This window comes from Roseivirga seohaensis, assembly GCF_001592945.1.
GTDB lineage: Bacteria > Bacteroidota > Bacteroidia > Cytophagales > Cyclobacteriaceae > Roseivirga > Roseivirga seohaensis.
Window position 1 is genome coordinate 137,837 of the sequence record NZ_LRPB01000002.1, and the last position, 15,103, is coordinate 152,939.

General features: G+C 39.5%; 9 protein-coding genes. 4 read left to right on the forward strand and 5 right to left on the reverse strand.

Annotated elements, in window-relative coordinates:
- The first annotated feature begins 163 nt into the window (after positions 1–163).
- Both AWW67_RS01650 and AWW67_RS01655 read left to right on the forward strand, forming a co-directional pair.
- Positions 164–1,327, forward strand: coding sequence for a DUF4221 family protein (locus AWW67_RS01650; protein WP_062299778.1), 1,164 nt, complete (start codon positions 164–166; stop codon positions 1,325–1,327).
- Positions 1,324–1,749, forward strand: a complete 426-nt coding sequence (locus AWW67_RS01655) for a hypothetical protein (protein ID WP_062299780.1) — start codon at positions 1,324–1,326, stop codon at positions 1,747–1,749. The genes AWW67_RS01650 and AWW67_RS01655 overlap by 4 nt, the downstream gene beginning before the upstream one ends.
- An 11-nt stretch (positions 1,750–1,760) precedes the next feature.
- On the opposite strand, the gene AWW67_RS01660 is transcribed toward AWW67_RS01655, so the two are convergent.
- The 3 genes from AWW67_RS01660 to htpG all read right to left on the reverse strand — a co-directional run bounded on the left by AWW67_RS01660 (position 1,761) and on the right by htpG (position 7,977).
- A complete protein-coding gene (locus tag AWW67_RS01660; protein WP_062299781.1) occupies positions 1,761–4,265 on the reverse strand; it encodes an ABC transporter permease in 2,505 nt (834 codons plus the stop codon).
- 416 nt (positions 4,266–4,681) lie between these two features.
- Positions 4,682–5,659: a TlpA family protein disulfide reductase gene (locus tag AWW67_RS01665; protein WP_062299783.1), complete on the reverse strand. Its 978-nt coding sequence runs from the start codon at positions 5,657–5,659 to the stop codon at positions 4,682–4,684.
- Between the two features lie 425 nt (positions 5,660–6,084).
- Positions 6,085–7,977: a molecular chaperone HtpG gene (gene htpG / locus AWW67_RS01670; RefSeq protein WP_062299784.1), complete on the reverse strand. Its 1,893-nt coding sequence runs from the start codon at positions 7,975–7,977 to the stop codon at positions 6,085–6,087.
- Between the two features lie 303 nt (positions 7,978–8,280).
- Here htpG and AWW67_RS01675 point away from each other — a divergent pair, with 303 nt between their 5' ends.
- Positions 8,281–9,450: a DUF4221 family protein gene (locus AWW67_RS01675; RefSeq protein ID WP_176699980.1), complete on the forward strand. Its 1,170-nt coding sequence runs from the start codon at positions 8,281–8,283 to the stop codon at positions 9,448–9,450.
- Between the two features lie 4 nt (positions 9,451–9,454).
- Entirely contained in the window at positions 9,455–10,606 is a 1,152-nt protein-coding gene (locus AWW67_RS01680; RefSeq protein ID WP_062299788.1) for a DUF4934 domain-containing protein, read from the forward strand.
- A gap of 6 nt (positions 10,607–10,612) precedes the next feature.
- On the opposite strand, the gene AWW67_RS01685 is transcribed toward AWW67_RS01680, so the two are convergent.
- Positions 10,613–13,750: a T9SS type B sorting domain-containing protein gene (locus AWW67_RS01685; RefSeq protein WP_141655354.1), complete on the reverse strand. Its 3,138-nt coding sequence runs from the start codon at positions 13,748–13,750 to the stop codon at positions 10,613–10,615.
- A gap of 208 nt (positions 13,751–13,958) precedes the next feature.
- A complete protein-coding gene (locus AWW67_RS01690; protein WP_062299791.1) occupies positions 13,959–15,089 on the reverse strand; it encodes a P1 family peptidase in 1,131 nt (376 codons plus the stop codon).
- Positions 15,090–15,103: the final 14 nt, after the last annotated feature.

Sequence of the window (15,103 nt, forward strand, 5' to 3'; positions counted from 1 at the left end):
ATATAATTATCTTGATTATATTTAAATTTTGCTTGTCAATGATCCTTAAGGTTTGAGTTTATGTATAACTCAAGGGCGTTGTGAGGACATGTTTTGCTAAGGCATCCCCATTGCTTTGTTGATATGTAGATCAGGACTCTTAGTCATTCTTTAATCGTTTCTCATGAAAAACGTTTTGTTATTTCTTCTCATCAGCGTTCTATTGTTTTCCTCATGTAGTAAAGATGCACGAGTAGAATTTGAAGATGAAATAAAGGAGCCGCAATTGGTTCGAGACAGCATTTCCGATTTTGTTATTGAGTTAGATAATTTTACTCCTTTAAATCTTAGGGCTATTCGCTATTTAGATGATGGGATTGACGAGTTCCTATTCTTCCTAAACCCTAATAATAATTCGATTTACAAGTATTGGTTGAATGATGGTAATCGATTTGAGAAAATTGCCTTTGACATCATTGGACCAAGGGGTGTTGGAGAACTTAGCGGCTTTGATGTTCATGGTAGTGACACACTCTTGTTGTTAGCACGTTATGCCTATAAATTAACCCTAGCATCTCAACTGCAAAATGACCTCCCTAAACTTCAAACTTTTAGATTATTGGGTGATGCAAAGAGTATTGACATGACCCCATATGCTACTACGGAAGCTCCAATGGTGATTGAGGATTCAATTTTATCAATTCATAGTGTGCCATTTTTTGAGCGAGACAGGTTAAGCTATTTTGAAGCGGGGAATAGCCTAGTACGACTTTCCTTGAAAGACTCTACTTTCAATACGAGCAATATTTATTCAATTCAATATAAAAAACGGTGGTCGCATCCATACGCTAGTCCTAGCTCTACGTACAATTCACTTCTAAAGCAAAGAGTAATTACTTTACCTGCCGACAAAGATTTGTATACTTTGGATTTGAATGGACAAATTAGGTCGACCAGTTCGAGTCCAAAAAGTATAAGAGATATTGAGTCATACAATGGAGATTTTAAAGATTCTAAAAAGTCGCAGTTACATGCAAATTTGAATCCTTCATACATATCTATTCTGTATGATAAATATAGAGATGTATATTATAGAATAGTGAAGGTGCCTAATTATAAGGCTATTGAACTTGGGGATAAATCAAAGTATCCGGCAATGCCGAATGTCGTTTTAGTCTATGATGCTAATTTGAAACTTATATCAGAAACACCATTACCGTCCAGCTTTAATGTAAGGATGTCATTCGTGGGCAGGTCGGGTTTATATTTTGCGCAACCTGTGATAAAGAATAGGCGAATAGATGAAAATCATTTAAGGTATGTTTGCTTTAAATTAGAGGATAAATGAAATATTTAGCTAGTATTTTTTTGTTTGCTCTTTTTTCTTGCTCTGGTAAAACGGATAATTGTACTGACTTAAGTGCTCTTCCCAATGAGGGGCGTGACATTGATTATGTAATAATAATTCCGATTGAGGATGGTTGTTCGTCTTGTGTTTTGGAAGCTAAGAGTTTTGTGATTAATAATTCGGAGGCAGAGAATTTGGGTGTTTTTTTATGGTCTAGGACTCATAAATTAAAAGGTGCGATTAAAAATGCAGAGTTTAATGAAATTGATTTTGTGCAGCCAATTGTAGGAGATGACTTCGAAAACATGCCTTTTCCAATTCTAATGAATGTTTCCCAGAGTGAATGCCAATCGATTACCCTCGATGCATCTAACATCAAAACTGAGTTACTTAATCTTCAAATGAACTTGAAGGGACTTTAACCGAGTCTATATTACTCATCCCTTAATGCCTCAACTGGATTTCTATAAGCCGATTTTAAAGATTGAAAACTGATAGTTCCCCACGCTATAAGTAAAGCGGAACCACCAGCAATAATAAATACCGTAGCGGTTATTGGGGTTTGGTATGCAAAATCGGACAACCAAGTTTTTACTGCATAATAGGCCAAAGGCGTTGCAATTAGGATTGCAATGATTACCAATTTGGTGAATTCACTACTGAATAGAAGCACAATGTCTTTTACGCTAGCACCCAATACTTTTCTTACCCCTAATTCCTTGGTACGCTGCTCTGAAGTAAAGGCTGCCAGTCCGAATAAACCAATACAGGCAATTGATAAAGCCATTACCGTAAAGATATTGAGCACAGATGTCATGCGTTGCTCGGTACGGAAACTGTTTTCAAAGTCTTGATCCATAAAGCTGTATTCAAATGGAAGCCCAGGTTTTATGGAGGCCAATTCACTTTTCACTTCATCTAATAGCTTAGACATTTTCTCTCCAGAATTTACCTGAGTTGGATCAACCCGGGCAGAAAGGTAGGAGGTGCCAATATTGTAGAGTTCACCATTGCCTTTATGGGCAATCATTAATGGACTGATGCTCATTCTTAGGCTGTTGTAATTAAAGTCTTCTACCACACCAATCACCTCAAACTTTGGGCTCTCTGAACCTGGGAAGGTAAGGTGTTTACCTAGTGGGCTATCATTGTCGTAGGTTTCGGGGCCACCAAAACCTAAGGCTTTTGCACCAGAAACATTCAGAATAATGGCGTACTTGTCGCTCGCCATGTTATCGTCAAAGTTCCGTCCTACAATAAATTTCGGATTTAAAAGGTCGATGTAGTCTTCGTCTACAAGCAAACGATTAAGAGTAGTAGGGTTATTTTCGGGGCCTTCGGCTTTGTATTTATCTTCATTATAAATATTTGGGGCTACTAAATCTGAATAACCTACCTGGGTAAATGCGGAGTTTTGTTGCAATCTGTTTTGCAAAGCCACAATACTCGAAGGATCCATGAGCTCCAGATTATGTACCTGAAGAATATTTTCTTTTTCGAAGCCAACATTGTAATTGGCGGTATAGGTCAGTTGCTTCTGAACAAAGAATGTGGTGATAATAAGGGCTACGGAAATGGTGAACTGAAAAACGACTAAGGTATTCCTAATTCCTTTTCCTCTAAAGCCATTGCTTACTTTGCCTTTTAAAGCCTGAATGGGCTTGAAAGAGGAAAGATAAAAAGCAGGATAGCTGCCTGCTATAAGTCCCAAACCCAAAATGAAAACTAACAATCCAGCCAAAAACACGGGGTTGGATATTGCGGTTTGTAGGGAAAGCGTTTTGTTGGCAATTGTGTTGAACGAATTGATAAAGAGTTCACAAAGAATGAGTGCAATCGTGGTGCCAGCTAAAACAAAAATTACAGATTCGAAAATGAATTGGTTAGCGATTGATTTTCGTCCAGAGCCCAACACTTTTCTAACGCCAACCTCTTTTGCTCTTCCAGCCGAACGGGCGGTAGAAAGGTTCATGAAGTTGATACAGGAAAGCATAAGCACTAAGATTCCTACAGCACCAAATATTTTAACGTAAGCGATATTGCCTGAAGGCCCTATTCTATTTCCTGTAATTGGAGAATACAAGTAAGCTTCGCGAATGGGCTGCATGGTGAGTGTCCATTTTTTACCATCAGGAACAAATTCCGCATAAGATTCGCCAAAGGCACGTTCTACGGCTGGAGCCGCCCACTTTGGAGGAATGGCCTGTAGTTTTTCATTGATTTTTGAGAGATCGGCACTGGGAGCGACTTTCACATAAGTCACAAAGGTTGTCCAAACCCATGTCCATTGGCGTGCTTTGATATGACGGTAAGTACTCATGGAAGTCATCATATCGAACTGGATATGAGAGTTAGAAGGAATATCTTCCAGCACTGCCGTTACTTTAAACGACCCAGCGTTTTCGCCTTGTCTTACTTCTAAAATTTTACCCATGGCGTCTTCTTCCCCAAAATACTTGGTGGCCATGCTTTTGGTAATGATAATGCTCAAGGGTTCTACTAAGGCCGTTTCAGGGTTTCCTTCTAAAACAGGAAAGGAGAATAGGTTGAAGAAATTAGCTTCGGCTGAATAAACTCTTGCTTCTTTAAACGAAACAGGATCACCATTTTTTGGCTCATAAGTGACTAAGTTCTCACCAGAATCATGAATGCGCAGTACCTCCGTAAATTCCGGAATATCTTCGCGAAGTGCTACCGCTACTCCAGGGGCAGTGGAGGCAAACTCCGCATCCCAATCGCCCCAAATTAAGGGTTGGTTAATTCGATATACTTGATCGGCATCTTTGTGGAAGTTGTCATACGACAATTCTTCTTGAACATAAAGGCTAATTAGTAGGCAGGCGGTAATGCCAATGGAGAGCCCAAGAATATTGAGAATGGTGAATTGCTTGTTTGCGATGGCGTTGCGCCAGGCAACCTTGAACATATTCTTCAGCATGGGAATGAATTTAGGTATTTCTGTTGGTTTGTTTCCAAATCGAGTGCCAAAAGAAAGTAGGTGTTTAGGGGCTGAAATAAGTCTTTTTGAAGCTTCTAGCTTTTTGTTTTGTGCCCTAGAGAACAGTAGTGTTCGGTGGCGGACGGTGGGAATGTGTTGAAGTAAGGAAGTATTGAAGTGTTTGGGTGTTGAAGTGTTAACGTTAAAATAACTGTCGCAGGTTTTCCAAACCTGTGACGCTTTATGGATTTTAGGACTCTATCCGTTTAATGCGGAAGTGCTTTATTTTCTAGGAATTGAGTTTTAATAATTGGGACAGAGTCCCTTTTTAATAAGTAGTCACAGGTTTGGAAAACTTGAGACAGAAGAGCTCTACTAATAAAAAAAGATGACCTACCATAAAGCAGAATCAAAAATCATTGGCTGCTTCGTTTAGTCACATTGTGCTTATCTAGCATTTTTTTAATTTTCTCTTCTTTACCAGAAGTCCATCTCTCAAGAATTTTACCTTCAGGAGAAATGAGTAAGTAAGTTGGCAACACGTTTATTCCATATTTCGAGAATATTTCCTTTTTATTTTCAGCTTCCCATAAAACTGGCCAGGGTAAGTTTATTTCTCTTTTCTCAGCTAGACTAGCCCAGCCTTTGTAGTTATAATCTTCATTGAATGTCAAGACACTAAGGTTATCGTATTCTGAAACAATCTCTACCATTCTGGGGTATGCTATCCAGCACCAGCCACAACTGGTAGATGCAAAATCAAGGATTAAAAAATCTCCCCTCAAGTTATTGGTATTAACTTTTTGCCCATCTATCGTATTTGCAACGAAATCCATCATCTGATCACCTTCTTTTAATTTTGCGCCTTTGTCAAGTTCAAGTAAGTTGAGGTTATATTTGGCGGTTTTCTGTATAGATTCTGGAGTTTTTGCAAGAAGCCTTTCTGTATCTTTTGGAAGCAATAAGTTACTTCTTGAGGCTAAAAAATTATGCGCCACTTTGTGATCAATGTTTTTCTCCAGTATTTGAGCTTTCTCTTCCTTATTGGCAGCTAATAGGCTATCCCATAACATTTGAGAAGGAGACCCTTTAGAAATAATACCACCTACAAAGCCAGATTTAGGTATATAAACTTCAATGTCGTTATTGTCGATCCATATAGATTGGATTCTGCTCTTATAAACAACTGTCATTAATTCTGGTGAGTTGAGCTTTCTCGATATCGTTATCTCAGGTTTATCTGTAGGTAAGTTGAACTGGCCTTCACTAAAGTCGATCCTTATTTGGTCTTTGTCCTTAAAACCATCGAGTTTGAACGTTAGCCTTAAAGAATCTTGAGCGTTAAGACTAACGAATGAAGCAAAGAGAAGAGTGAATATTAGGTGTGCTCTCATGATAATTATTTCAATATTAGTCTAATATAAACCATATTTATTGTAATAAAAAGATGGTTTAGTTAGAGGTTGTTTCACCTATGTGTAATCACGAACAATCAGAGGTTTTTCGAACCCGTCACTATGGGGTTTAGCACTCTGTCCGTTTGGCACCAAAGCAATTGATTGTTTTTCGGGGGTAAGTTCTTTTTAACGGGACAGAGTCCCTTTTTAATAGATGTCACAGGTTCGGAGAACCTGCGACAGGAGAGTGAGTTTGCAAATCCACCCCAGCCCCGCCAGCGGGGTATATTCGAGGTTTATTAAAGTGTTGATGTTCAACTCTAGCAGTCATGTTGAGCTTGTCTTTAGCCATATCTATAGATACAAAAAGCCTCAATCCATTGCTGAATTGAGGCTTCTGATTTGATATATGTTGTCTAGAATTACTCGCCTAAAATGGCTGTACTTCTTTTGATGAAATCGGTAAGGGCTTTGCCTTCTAACAAGCCTTGAGAAAGTAAAGCCAAATCGAATGCTTGTTTTGCCAAACCTTCTTTGTCGCCTTCTTCTGTAGCTTTGATGATTTTATCTACCAATTTATGGTTTCCGTTTACGGTTACATTGTAGTTGTCTGGCATTGAACCGAACATATTGAAACCGCCACCGCCTGTTGCTTGCATGTCTTTCATTCTTCGCATAAACTCAGGCATGGTTACAGAAACTGGAGCATCTGATGGCGCTAAAGGCTCAACAGCAACGGTATACGCTTTGTTATTGATCGCCTTATCGAAGATGCCTTTTACGGCTTCTTTCTGCTCGTCATTAATCACCAACTCGCGCTTCTCATCTTTGTCAATCAGCTTGTCGATGTTGTCGGCATCCACACGTTTGATTTGCGTGTTCTCCAGCTTGGTTTCCATGTGGTTAATAAAGTGGCTGTCGATTGGAGTATCCAGCACAATCACATCATAACCCTTGTCAACGGCATCTGTAATAAACGTATCCTGCTTGGCAACATTGGTAGCATAAAGCCAAATTTTGTTTTTGTCTTTGTCTACTTGGTTGGCTTCAATGTGCGCTTCGTACTCCTTCATTGTAAAGTACTTGCCCGCAGTGTTTTTCACCAATACAAAGTCTTTTGCTTTGTCGTAGAATTTCTCGTCAGAGATCATTCCGTACTTCACAAAAAGACCGATGTCTTCCCATTTGCTTTCGTAAGATTCACGCTCTTTTTTGAAAAGCTCGCTCAGTTTGTCAGCCACTTTTTTAGAAATGTAAGTATTGATTTTCTTCACATTTCCGTCCGATTGTAAGTAGCTACGCGAAACGTTCAATGGAATGTCAGGCGAGTCAATTACACCGTGAAGCAACATCAAGAATTCAGGCACCACATCCTTCGTTTCGTCAGTAATAAATACTTGACGAGAGTAAAGCTGGATTTTGTTTTTCTGAATTTCGAAATCCTTTTTCAGTTTAGGGAAGTAAAGAATACCTGTAAGTTCGAACGGATAATCTACGTTGAGGTGAATCCAGAACAATGGCTCTTCAGAGAATGGGTAAAGCTCTTTGTAGAAGTTTAAGTAGTCTTCATCCGTTAAGTCATTTGGTGATTTCGTCCAAAGTGGCGTAGTGTTGTTAATGATGTTATCCACCTTAATCGTTTTCCACTTCTTCTTGCCCTCTTTGTCTTCACCGTCTTCAACCTGCTTGTCTTTCTCTCCAAATTTCACTTCGATAGGAAGGAACTTGGCGTATTTGTCTAGCACATTTTGAATTCGAGACTCTTCCAAAAATTCTTCAGAATCTTTGTTCACGTGAAGCGTGATGGTTGTACCTCTTTCTTTTCTTTTGCCTTCGGTAATTTCGAATTCCGTAGAACCGTCACAGATCCATTTGGCTGGTTCTGCACCTTCTTGGTAAGAAAGGGTGTCAATCTCTACATTATCGGCTACCATAAAGGCAGAGTAGAAACCCAAACCAAATTTACCGATGATTTCTTTGGCATCGCCCGCATCTTTAAACTTCTCTACAAATTCAGTGGCACCAGAGAAGGCAATTTGGTTGATGTATTTTTTGATCTCCTCAGCCGTCATCCCGATTCCTCGGTCGCTTATGGTAATCGTCTTTTTCTTTTTGTTTACGCTTACTTCTACCCTTACCTCTCCGAGGTCGCCTTTGTATTCGCCTAATGCGGCAAGGCGTTTCATTTTCTGACTGGCATCAACTGCGTTCGATACCAATTCTCTTAAAAAGATCTCATGATCTGAATAGAGAAACTTCTTGATGATTGGGAAAATATTCTCGGTGTGAATCGAGATTGTACCTTTTTCTTGCATGGCTTATTGTCAGTTTTTTTAATCCAAGTGCAACAAGACAAAGGCCATACCAAGCAGGAAGGGGTGACAGGGTGGCAGAATTGGCTGAGCGTAATGGGAATTTTGAACTCAAATACCACAAATACATAGCATGATTAGAAAATAGAAATGAGCAAATTATTAATTAAAATAAATATGGATTTATATGGTATTGCTTAACTTGAGGCATAGTTGATTCTTGAAAAAAAAAGCATAATGTATTTAGTAATCAATAGAGTCAGGTTAATAACTAACTCAAATAAAAAATATTTTTTAATCCTGTTTTTGCTGCTCTTCTGGGCTTGTTCAACACAGAAGGAAAATGTAAATGGTGATGCCTTAGGTAAATTTGAACTTGAGAAAGTAGGGGAAAAGGTTTTTTATTTGGACAGTACGTTGGCTCCCTATAACCAGTCCATCTTAACTTTTGAACAGGACGGAACTACCAAACTGTCCATCTTTAATCATTTGAATGTTAGTGTGAACGTTTTTAACTACTCCACAGGCCAAGTAGAAAAGCAGATAGGCTTTCTGAAAGATGGACCGGACGGAATTGGTTCACTTATGAATATGGGGCACTTCATTCAAAACTCAGATTCCATATTCTTTTTCAATCATTGGCAAAGCAGGGTACACTTAATGAATGCAAAAGGTGAGAAGTTACGTTCCTATGATGTTGGAATAGGGAATGATAGTGAAGAACAGTCGAAACAAGGGTTTCACATGATGGTGTCACCCCTTTCCCAAGCTTTTAAAAATGGTGATCGTCTTTTTATTTCTGTCCAGAATGCAGGAGCAAATCCTTTTGATGATCAGCGACTGATCTATATGATTGAGTTGAATTTGAGGACGGGAGAACGAGAGTACCATTCGCTTCCTCAACCTTTAATGTTGAATAATTTCTGGGGAGTTTATACTCCATTTTCCTCTTCTTTGGCATTTAACCCTAACACTCAAGAGTTCAGTTTGAGTTACACTAAAAATCCAGAAGTGGATATTATTTCGATTTCAAATTTGGATAGCATTCAAGAAAGTAAGTCGGTAAAATCTGAATACATGAGAGAGATGAAGCCGCTCCCTAAGCGTAACGATACGCCCACTTTGTATGGCTATAGTTTTAAAGAGCTTGGCCCTCTCACCAACATGGAGGGTTTTTATATGAACTACATTTATGACCCTTATAAGGATGTTTATTATCGGGTAGCGCTTCATGAAAGAACGCCTGAACAATATGAAAAAGGTAAAAGTGGTTTTAGGCTTTCAATAATTGTAGTAGACTCAAATTTTGAGAAGCTTGATGAACTTGAATTGACTGAAGGGTTATATGAATATCAAACTTCCTTTGTAAGCAGAGAAGGCCTACACTTGGCACGCCAAATTGATTATCAGCCTGATGAGGATCAGTTAGTATTTGATGTGTTTGGAATTAAATACAAGGATTATCATCAACCATAGGACTATGAATTATAAAACTTGGTGGCTCTTCCTAATCACATTGGCCGTTTTTAGCTGCTCAAAGCCTGAAGTTAAAAACGAAAGATTTGTTACGATTAACGCTGCTAAACCCAATTTGAAGGAGCCAGTGGCTAGTCAGCAGCTCTTTAAGAGTGTGCAAATTGTTTCGCTAGAGACCAACGATAAGTTACTTATGGCGGCCGCTAATCAAGTTAAATTTTTTGAGGATCAGTACTTTGTACTGGATAGACAGATACAGAAACTATTCGTATTTGATTTGCAAGGCAATTTTAAGTATCAAATCGGTACAGAAGGAGATGGGCCAGGAGAGTACCGGGAAATTGTTGATTTTGATATCGATGAGATTTCAAAGAAACTCTATATGTTTTGCCCTGAACAATTGGCCATTCAAGTTTATACCACATCGGGTGAGCATATAGAAAGAATAAAACTAGATTTCTATTCGAGTCGATTTAGCCTACTTGGTAATGATAAGCTCGCTTTTTATACCAATTATAACCCTAGCGATGTTTCAGGTTATAACAATGTTTTGATTACAGACATGAAAGGTAAGGTGTTGAAGAAATACTTTTCTTATCCTAAATCAATCCAATCTTCTGTAGGATTTTCTGGGCTTTTTGCAGGAAATGGTGATTCAGGATTTTATGCCCATGCTTTTTCTGACACTTTACATCTGCTGAATATCGAAACCGGTGAAATCGATCAAAGTATCAAGTTCGATTTTGATGGTAAAGAATGGCCGCATGGATTTAATTTTAATAAACTGGGCTCGATAGATATATCCTGGCTAAACACATCCTTTTTTTACAATGACCACTTTCTCTTTCAGGGTATAATGCATGAAAGAAGAAATCGACATTTGATTTACAATAGGAAGAATGGTCATGCCTTTAATGAGAATGACGTATCGGAAGACCTCCTATTCAAAATGATAAACGCCCCAAAAACAGTGCTGCCAGATGGAACTTATGTTTCGAGTCTATCTTCACTAGGTATCGGTGTATTGAAAAAAGTATACTCTGAAGAGTGGGAGCAATTTGTGGTGAATTACCCTGAGTTAGTACCACCTCTATTAGCGTTAGAGCAAGAACAAAACCCTGTGCTAATTCTGTTTAAGCTAAATAGTGATTTATAGTCCCACCTACTTATACATCACCACCCGGCCTTTGGTTTGGGCGGCTAGTTCGGGGTTGATAGGGTCAGAGTAATCAATTCTATAAATGTAGGTGCCAGCGGGGAGGTCTTTTCCATCTTGCGTGCCGTCCCATTCTCCACCAGTTTCTGAGATGAAAATGGGCTGCCCCCATCGGTTGAAAATGGTGATTTGATAATTGACAATGCAAGGAGATATCGGCTTGAAGGTATCGTTAATTCCATCGCCATCTGGAGTAAAAATATTTGGAACAAATAGCTTAGGGTAAGTTTCTTCCTTTTTGATTTCTTTAGAAATAGTATATCCATTGGCATCAGTTACAACTACCTGATAAGTTCCTTTGCCCACATCATAAATGGTTGGGGCATTTACGTTTGGTTGTGTCGACCACTGATAGGTATAAGGTTCGGTACCGCCAGTTACACTAATCGTTATGGTTCCGTCTTGTTGCTGTGGACAAATGGCGACATTGTCGCTTACCCTTAACTGAAGCGGAGCGGGGTCTGCTAGTTCCACATAATGATTCGAAGTACAGCCATTTTTGTCTGTTACTACTAAAGTATAAATACCAGCAAAGAGCTTATCAAATAGAGGTTCTGATTGTGTTACATCGTAATTGCTGGCGCTAGTGCTAGCGAAAAGATGATAGGTGAAAGGAGCAGTGCCTCCTTTGGGAATTATGCTCACAATACCGTCAGCTTCTCCGTTACAAAATTTAAATTCTTGCACATCGGCTGTTAAAAGCTGAGGAGATGAGATATCAAAGGTTTGGGTTAAGCTACAGCCAATTGCGTCTGTTACAGTTACTTCATATTCTCCAGCGGCCAAATCGCTTATATTCGGTGTTAAATCTTTACCATTGCTCCAGGAAATGGTGTATGGTGCTTTTCCTCCTTGAATGGATACGCTGGCTTTGCCGTCATCGGCTCCAAAGCATGAAAGGTCAGTGGTTTGAATGTCGAAGGATATATCTTCGTAAACCAAAACATTTAGTGCTTCGGAAGTTCCATAGCAAGAGTTTTGAAATAGGGTATAAGATATCTTGCCGTTTGGTTCTGTCCAATTCACTTCAATTTGATTCGTGTTTTGGCCGGAAGTAATTGTGCCACCTACTATGTGCCATTCAAAAGTAGCGCCTGTAATATGTGGAGTATAATAAGTTTGGTTGGCTTTTTCTTGAAAGCATACTTCGGTACTACCAAAAGGTTTGTCAGGACTTAATTCGTCTTTGGCTTCCAATACTACTGGCAGCTCAATCACGGGAATAGTACAGTTAAACACATCCGACACATATACCCTCACTTTGGCTTGCAGGTTGGGAGCTCCCCAGTTTATGGTTACTGTTTCTTGGTTATCAGGGCCTACAATTGTGCCTCCTACCACTTCCCAATTATAGAAATAGTCACCGTCTTTTATGAGAGTGTAAACCATATTTTCAGAGAAAGGGCATAGTGAAGTAGGTCCCTCTATACGCTCGGCTTTTATTTCATGTACTTCTACTTCCCGAATTAGAGTGTGGGTAGTTAAACAAATATCTTCATCAGTAAATACCTTGGCCGAAATTCTGTACAGTCCGGCTTCACTATAGGTTTTATTTACATTGATCCCTTCAGCCGTAGTACCATCACCAAAATCCCATTCAATGTGGTTGTATGTGCTTTCAAGCCCTGGCTTGAGATAGTTTAAGTTGAATTCTAATTCAGTATTTAGGCAGGCGTCTTCTCGTATCAATCCTAACTGCTGATCGTTGATGGCTACTTCGAAATTCAGGTTATTTAAGTTCTGAAAAGGGTTTTGTCCATAGCTTGTACTTGGGCCAAATCCGTATTCTGTAACCGTAAATTTACCTGTGCCGGCTTTCAGTCGATAGGCTACACCTGGTGTTACTGCTACGGTGGCATAAGAGAAGCCACTACCTCCTATTTCTGTAAAATTAACTGCGCCAGGGTTTGGCGAAATACTAAAATTTGGCGCATCGGCAGTAGGGATAGCGATATTTAAAAACTGATTAACGATGTCTTTGGTCTCCACAATCTCGACTACAGTTTCTTCAATGCCTTGCTCAAAAGGTGATAGGGTAATTGAAAAAGGAGAGCCCATAGCATTACCTAAGACGGGAGGTGTGAATGCATCGCAACCATCTTGCGCTGATGCTTGCTGCGTGACTAAAATGGGTTTGTCGGCCTTAATATATAATGGATCGTCATCTGAAAGCATAAATGTTTCTCCCTTCTCAAAAACCTTTGTTGCTGTACTGAACTGATTGGTTACTTGTATTGTGGTGTTGTTTTCAGTTGCCATATAGCTGTATGAGAATTTTTTTTCTTCTCTGCCCAGTAGGCGGGTTAAAACGTATTCTGTGCCAATAGTAGATAAGGGCGAGAGAGATTCTACAATATGGCTGGCAGCAGAAGGAAATGGACAGTGACCGAATGAACGCTTTTGACTTCCGGTATAAACAATTACAGGGTTACAGTAAATAGGAGGAAGCCCTACTCCGCCAGGAGGTGGAGGTGGCCCATTGCTAGGAACGATAGTTTGATCTTTTGATACAATGATTTCTAAACCGGAAAGGTCACTGGTTGATTCGATGGTATAGGTAGACATGGCATCGAGAAACAAGGCTTTTTCAGTTCCATCGGGGTGAATTATTTTCAGTACGGTTTTGCCGCCAGTAGCTATAATATTCACTTGACTAGTGTAGGGAGGATTAAGGCCTCCTTCCCAATCATCGGCAACGATATAGTGATGCCCCGCTGAAATTAAAGGAGTGGCAATGGTAGCATCGGCACTGAAGCTGCCTGAATTACTAAAAGCAAAGATGACTTTATTGTCGGAAATTACTTGGGCTGAGGCATTGACATTAGCGCCATTAGACACAGAAGTTGTAATAAGTCGGGCTTGTTCTGAAGTTAACTTAAAGCTTGACTGGCCAACAGGAAGGTTGTGGGTTACGTTTTGTTTATTGGCAAAGTTGATTTCAACTGTACTTGGTTTTTCGGCTCTAAAATGGAAATAAACCTCTTTTTGAGGTTCTTCATGCGGAAACAGACTTACATAGAATTCTCTACCCCAACTGTCATTCTGCGCAAAAGCAGTATGGTTTAAAAGGAGTAGAAGAAACAATACATATGTTTTCCTCAATAATAGCACTAGTAGAATCCGATTGAACTGATAAAGATATGGAATCGACCGTCATCTCAAAACAATATTATTTGATTGAAAAATACTTATGAGAAGGTGGTGAGTAAAAAGAAAGAAATACAAGGTCTAGTTTTAGCGTGAGGTTGGCTCGTTATTATATCATCATATAAAACAGTCGGAATCTTTTGGTTTACTTAATAACCCCATATTTCTGGAGTATGGGTATTACCTTTTCCATCGGTAATTGTTGAATCGTATGCCCATCTTTTCCTTTAGAGGTTTCGGCCATAAATAGCGAATTAATAATGGCTTCTTCTGTCGCCTCAATTGTTGCCATGAAAATAGAGCTCATGTGGTCATTTCTTAGTACATCACCTGTGTCAAACTTCTCTCTAGTTTGATAAGGAATTCGCATGGATTCTGCCGTAGAGGCTGCTATAACATAATCGCCACTGCCATTTGAGGCGATGCCTCCTGTTTTTGCCAAGCCCATCATGGCTCTTTTAGCGACTCGTTCTAGTTGGCGAGCGTCTAGTGGGGCATCGGTTAATACTACAATCATGCAGGAACCATCGCTTTTTTTGATCGCACTTGAAAATGGATACTGCTCTAACTCTTTTCCAACTGGTGCGCCATTGATGGTGAGCACACCTCCAAAATTGGTTTGCACCAAAACACCTACGGTATATCCACCCAAGGATTCTGGTAATTTTCTTGACGAAGTGCCGATTCCCCCTTTAAAACCAAAAGCGACTGTGCCTGTTCCAGCGCCAACATTTCCTTCAGGAACGATGCCTGTTTTTGCATTTTCAATAGCGGCAATCACATCATTTTCAGAAACATGCATTCCTCGAATGTCATTTAAGTAACCATCATTGGTTTCGCCAACAATTGCGTTTACCGACTGAACATTTTCATTTCCTTCTAAAGCCAACGTGTATTTTACGGTGCCCTGTATGCCCATGGGAACACTCAATGTGTTTGTAAGAATAATGGGCGTTTCTAGGTTTCCTAGTTCCTGCACCTGACTGATACCGGCCAGTTTACCAAAGCCATTTCCAATGTATATGGCGGCAGGCACTTTGTTCTGAAATATATTTCCTGAATGGGGTAAGATAGCGGTTACGCCAGTTCGAACACTATCACCTTTAATGAGTGTTTGATGACCAACTTTTACCCCTGGCACATCCGTAATGGTATTGAGGTTTCCACTTGCCATTACCCCAATTTCAATTCCGTAGTCTCTTGCCCTTTTCTTTTCTTGAGCATTAGAAAAAGTAAAAAGAAATAGAAATGATAGGGCGAAAATGTAGCGTGTCATTCCCGAAAATAGTA

What these genes read in the sequence shown, in the direction of transcription:
- AWW67_RS01650 (WP_062299778.1), top strand. Translation starts at nt 164, where the DNA reads ATGAAAAACGTTTTGTTATTTCTTCTCATCAGCGTTCTATTGTTTTCC.
- AWW67_RS01655 (WP_062299780.1), top strand. Translation starts at nt 1,324, where the DNA reads ATGAAATATTTAGCTAGTATTTTTTTGTTTGCTCTTTTTTCTTGCTCT.
- AWW67_RS01660 (WP_062299781.1), bottom strand. Translation starts at nt 4,265, where the DNA reads ATGCTGAAGAATATGTTCAAGGTTGCCTGGCGCAACGCCATCGCAAAC.
- AWW67_RS01665 (WP_062299783.1), bottom strand. Translation starts at nt 5,659, where the DNA reads ATGAGAGCACACCTAATATTCACTCTTCTCTTTGCTTCATTCGTTAGT.
- htpG (WP_062299784.1), bottom strand. Translation starts at nt 7,977, where the DNA reads ATGCAAGAAAAAGGTACAATCTCGATTCACACCGAGAATATTTTCCCA.
- AWW67_RS01680 (WP_062299788.1), top strand. Translation starts at nt 9,455, where the DNA reads ATGAATTATAAAACTTGGTGGCTCTTCCTAATCACATTGGCCGTTTTT.
- AWW67_RS01690 (WP_062299791.1), bottom strand. Translation starts at nt 15,089, where the DNA reads ATGACACGCTACATTTTCGCCCTATCATTTCTATTTCTTTTTACTTTT.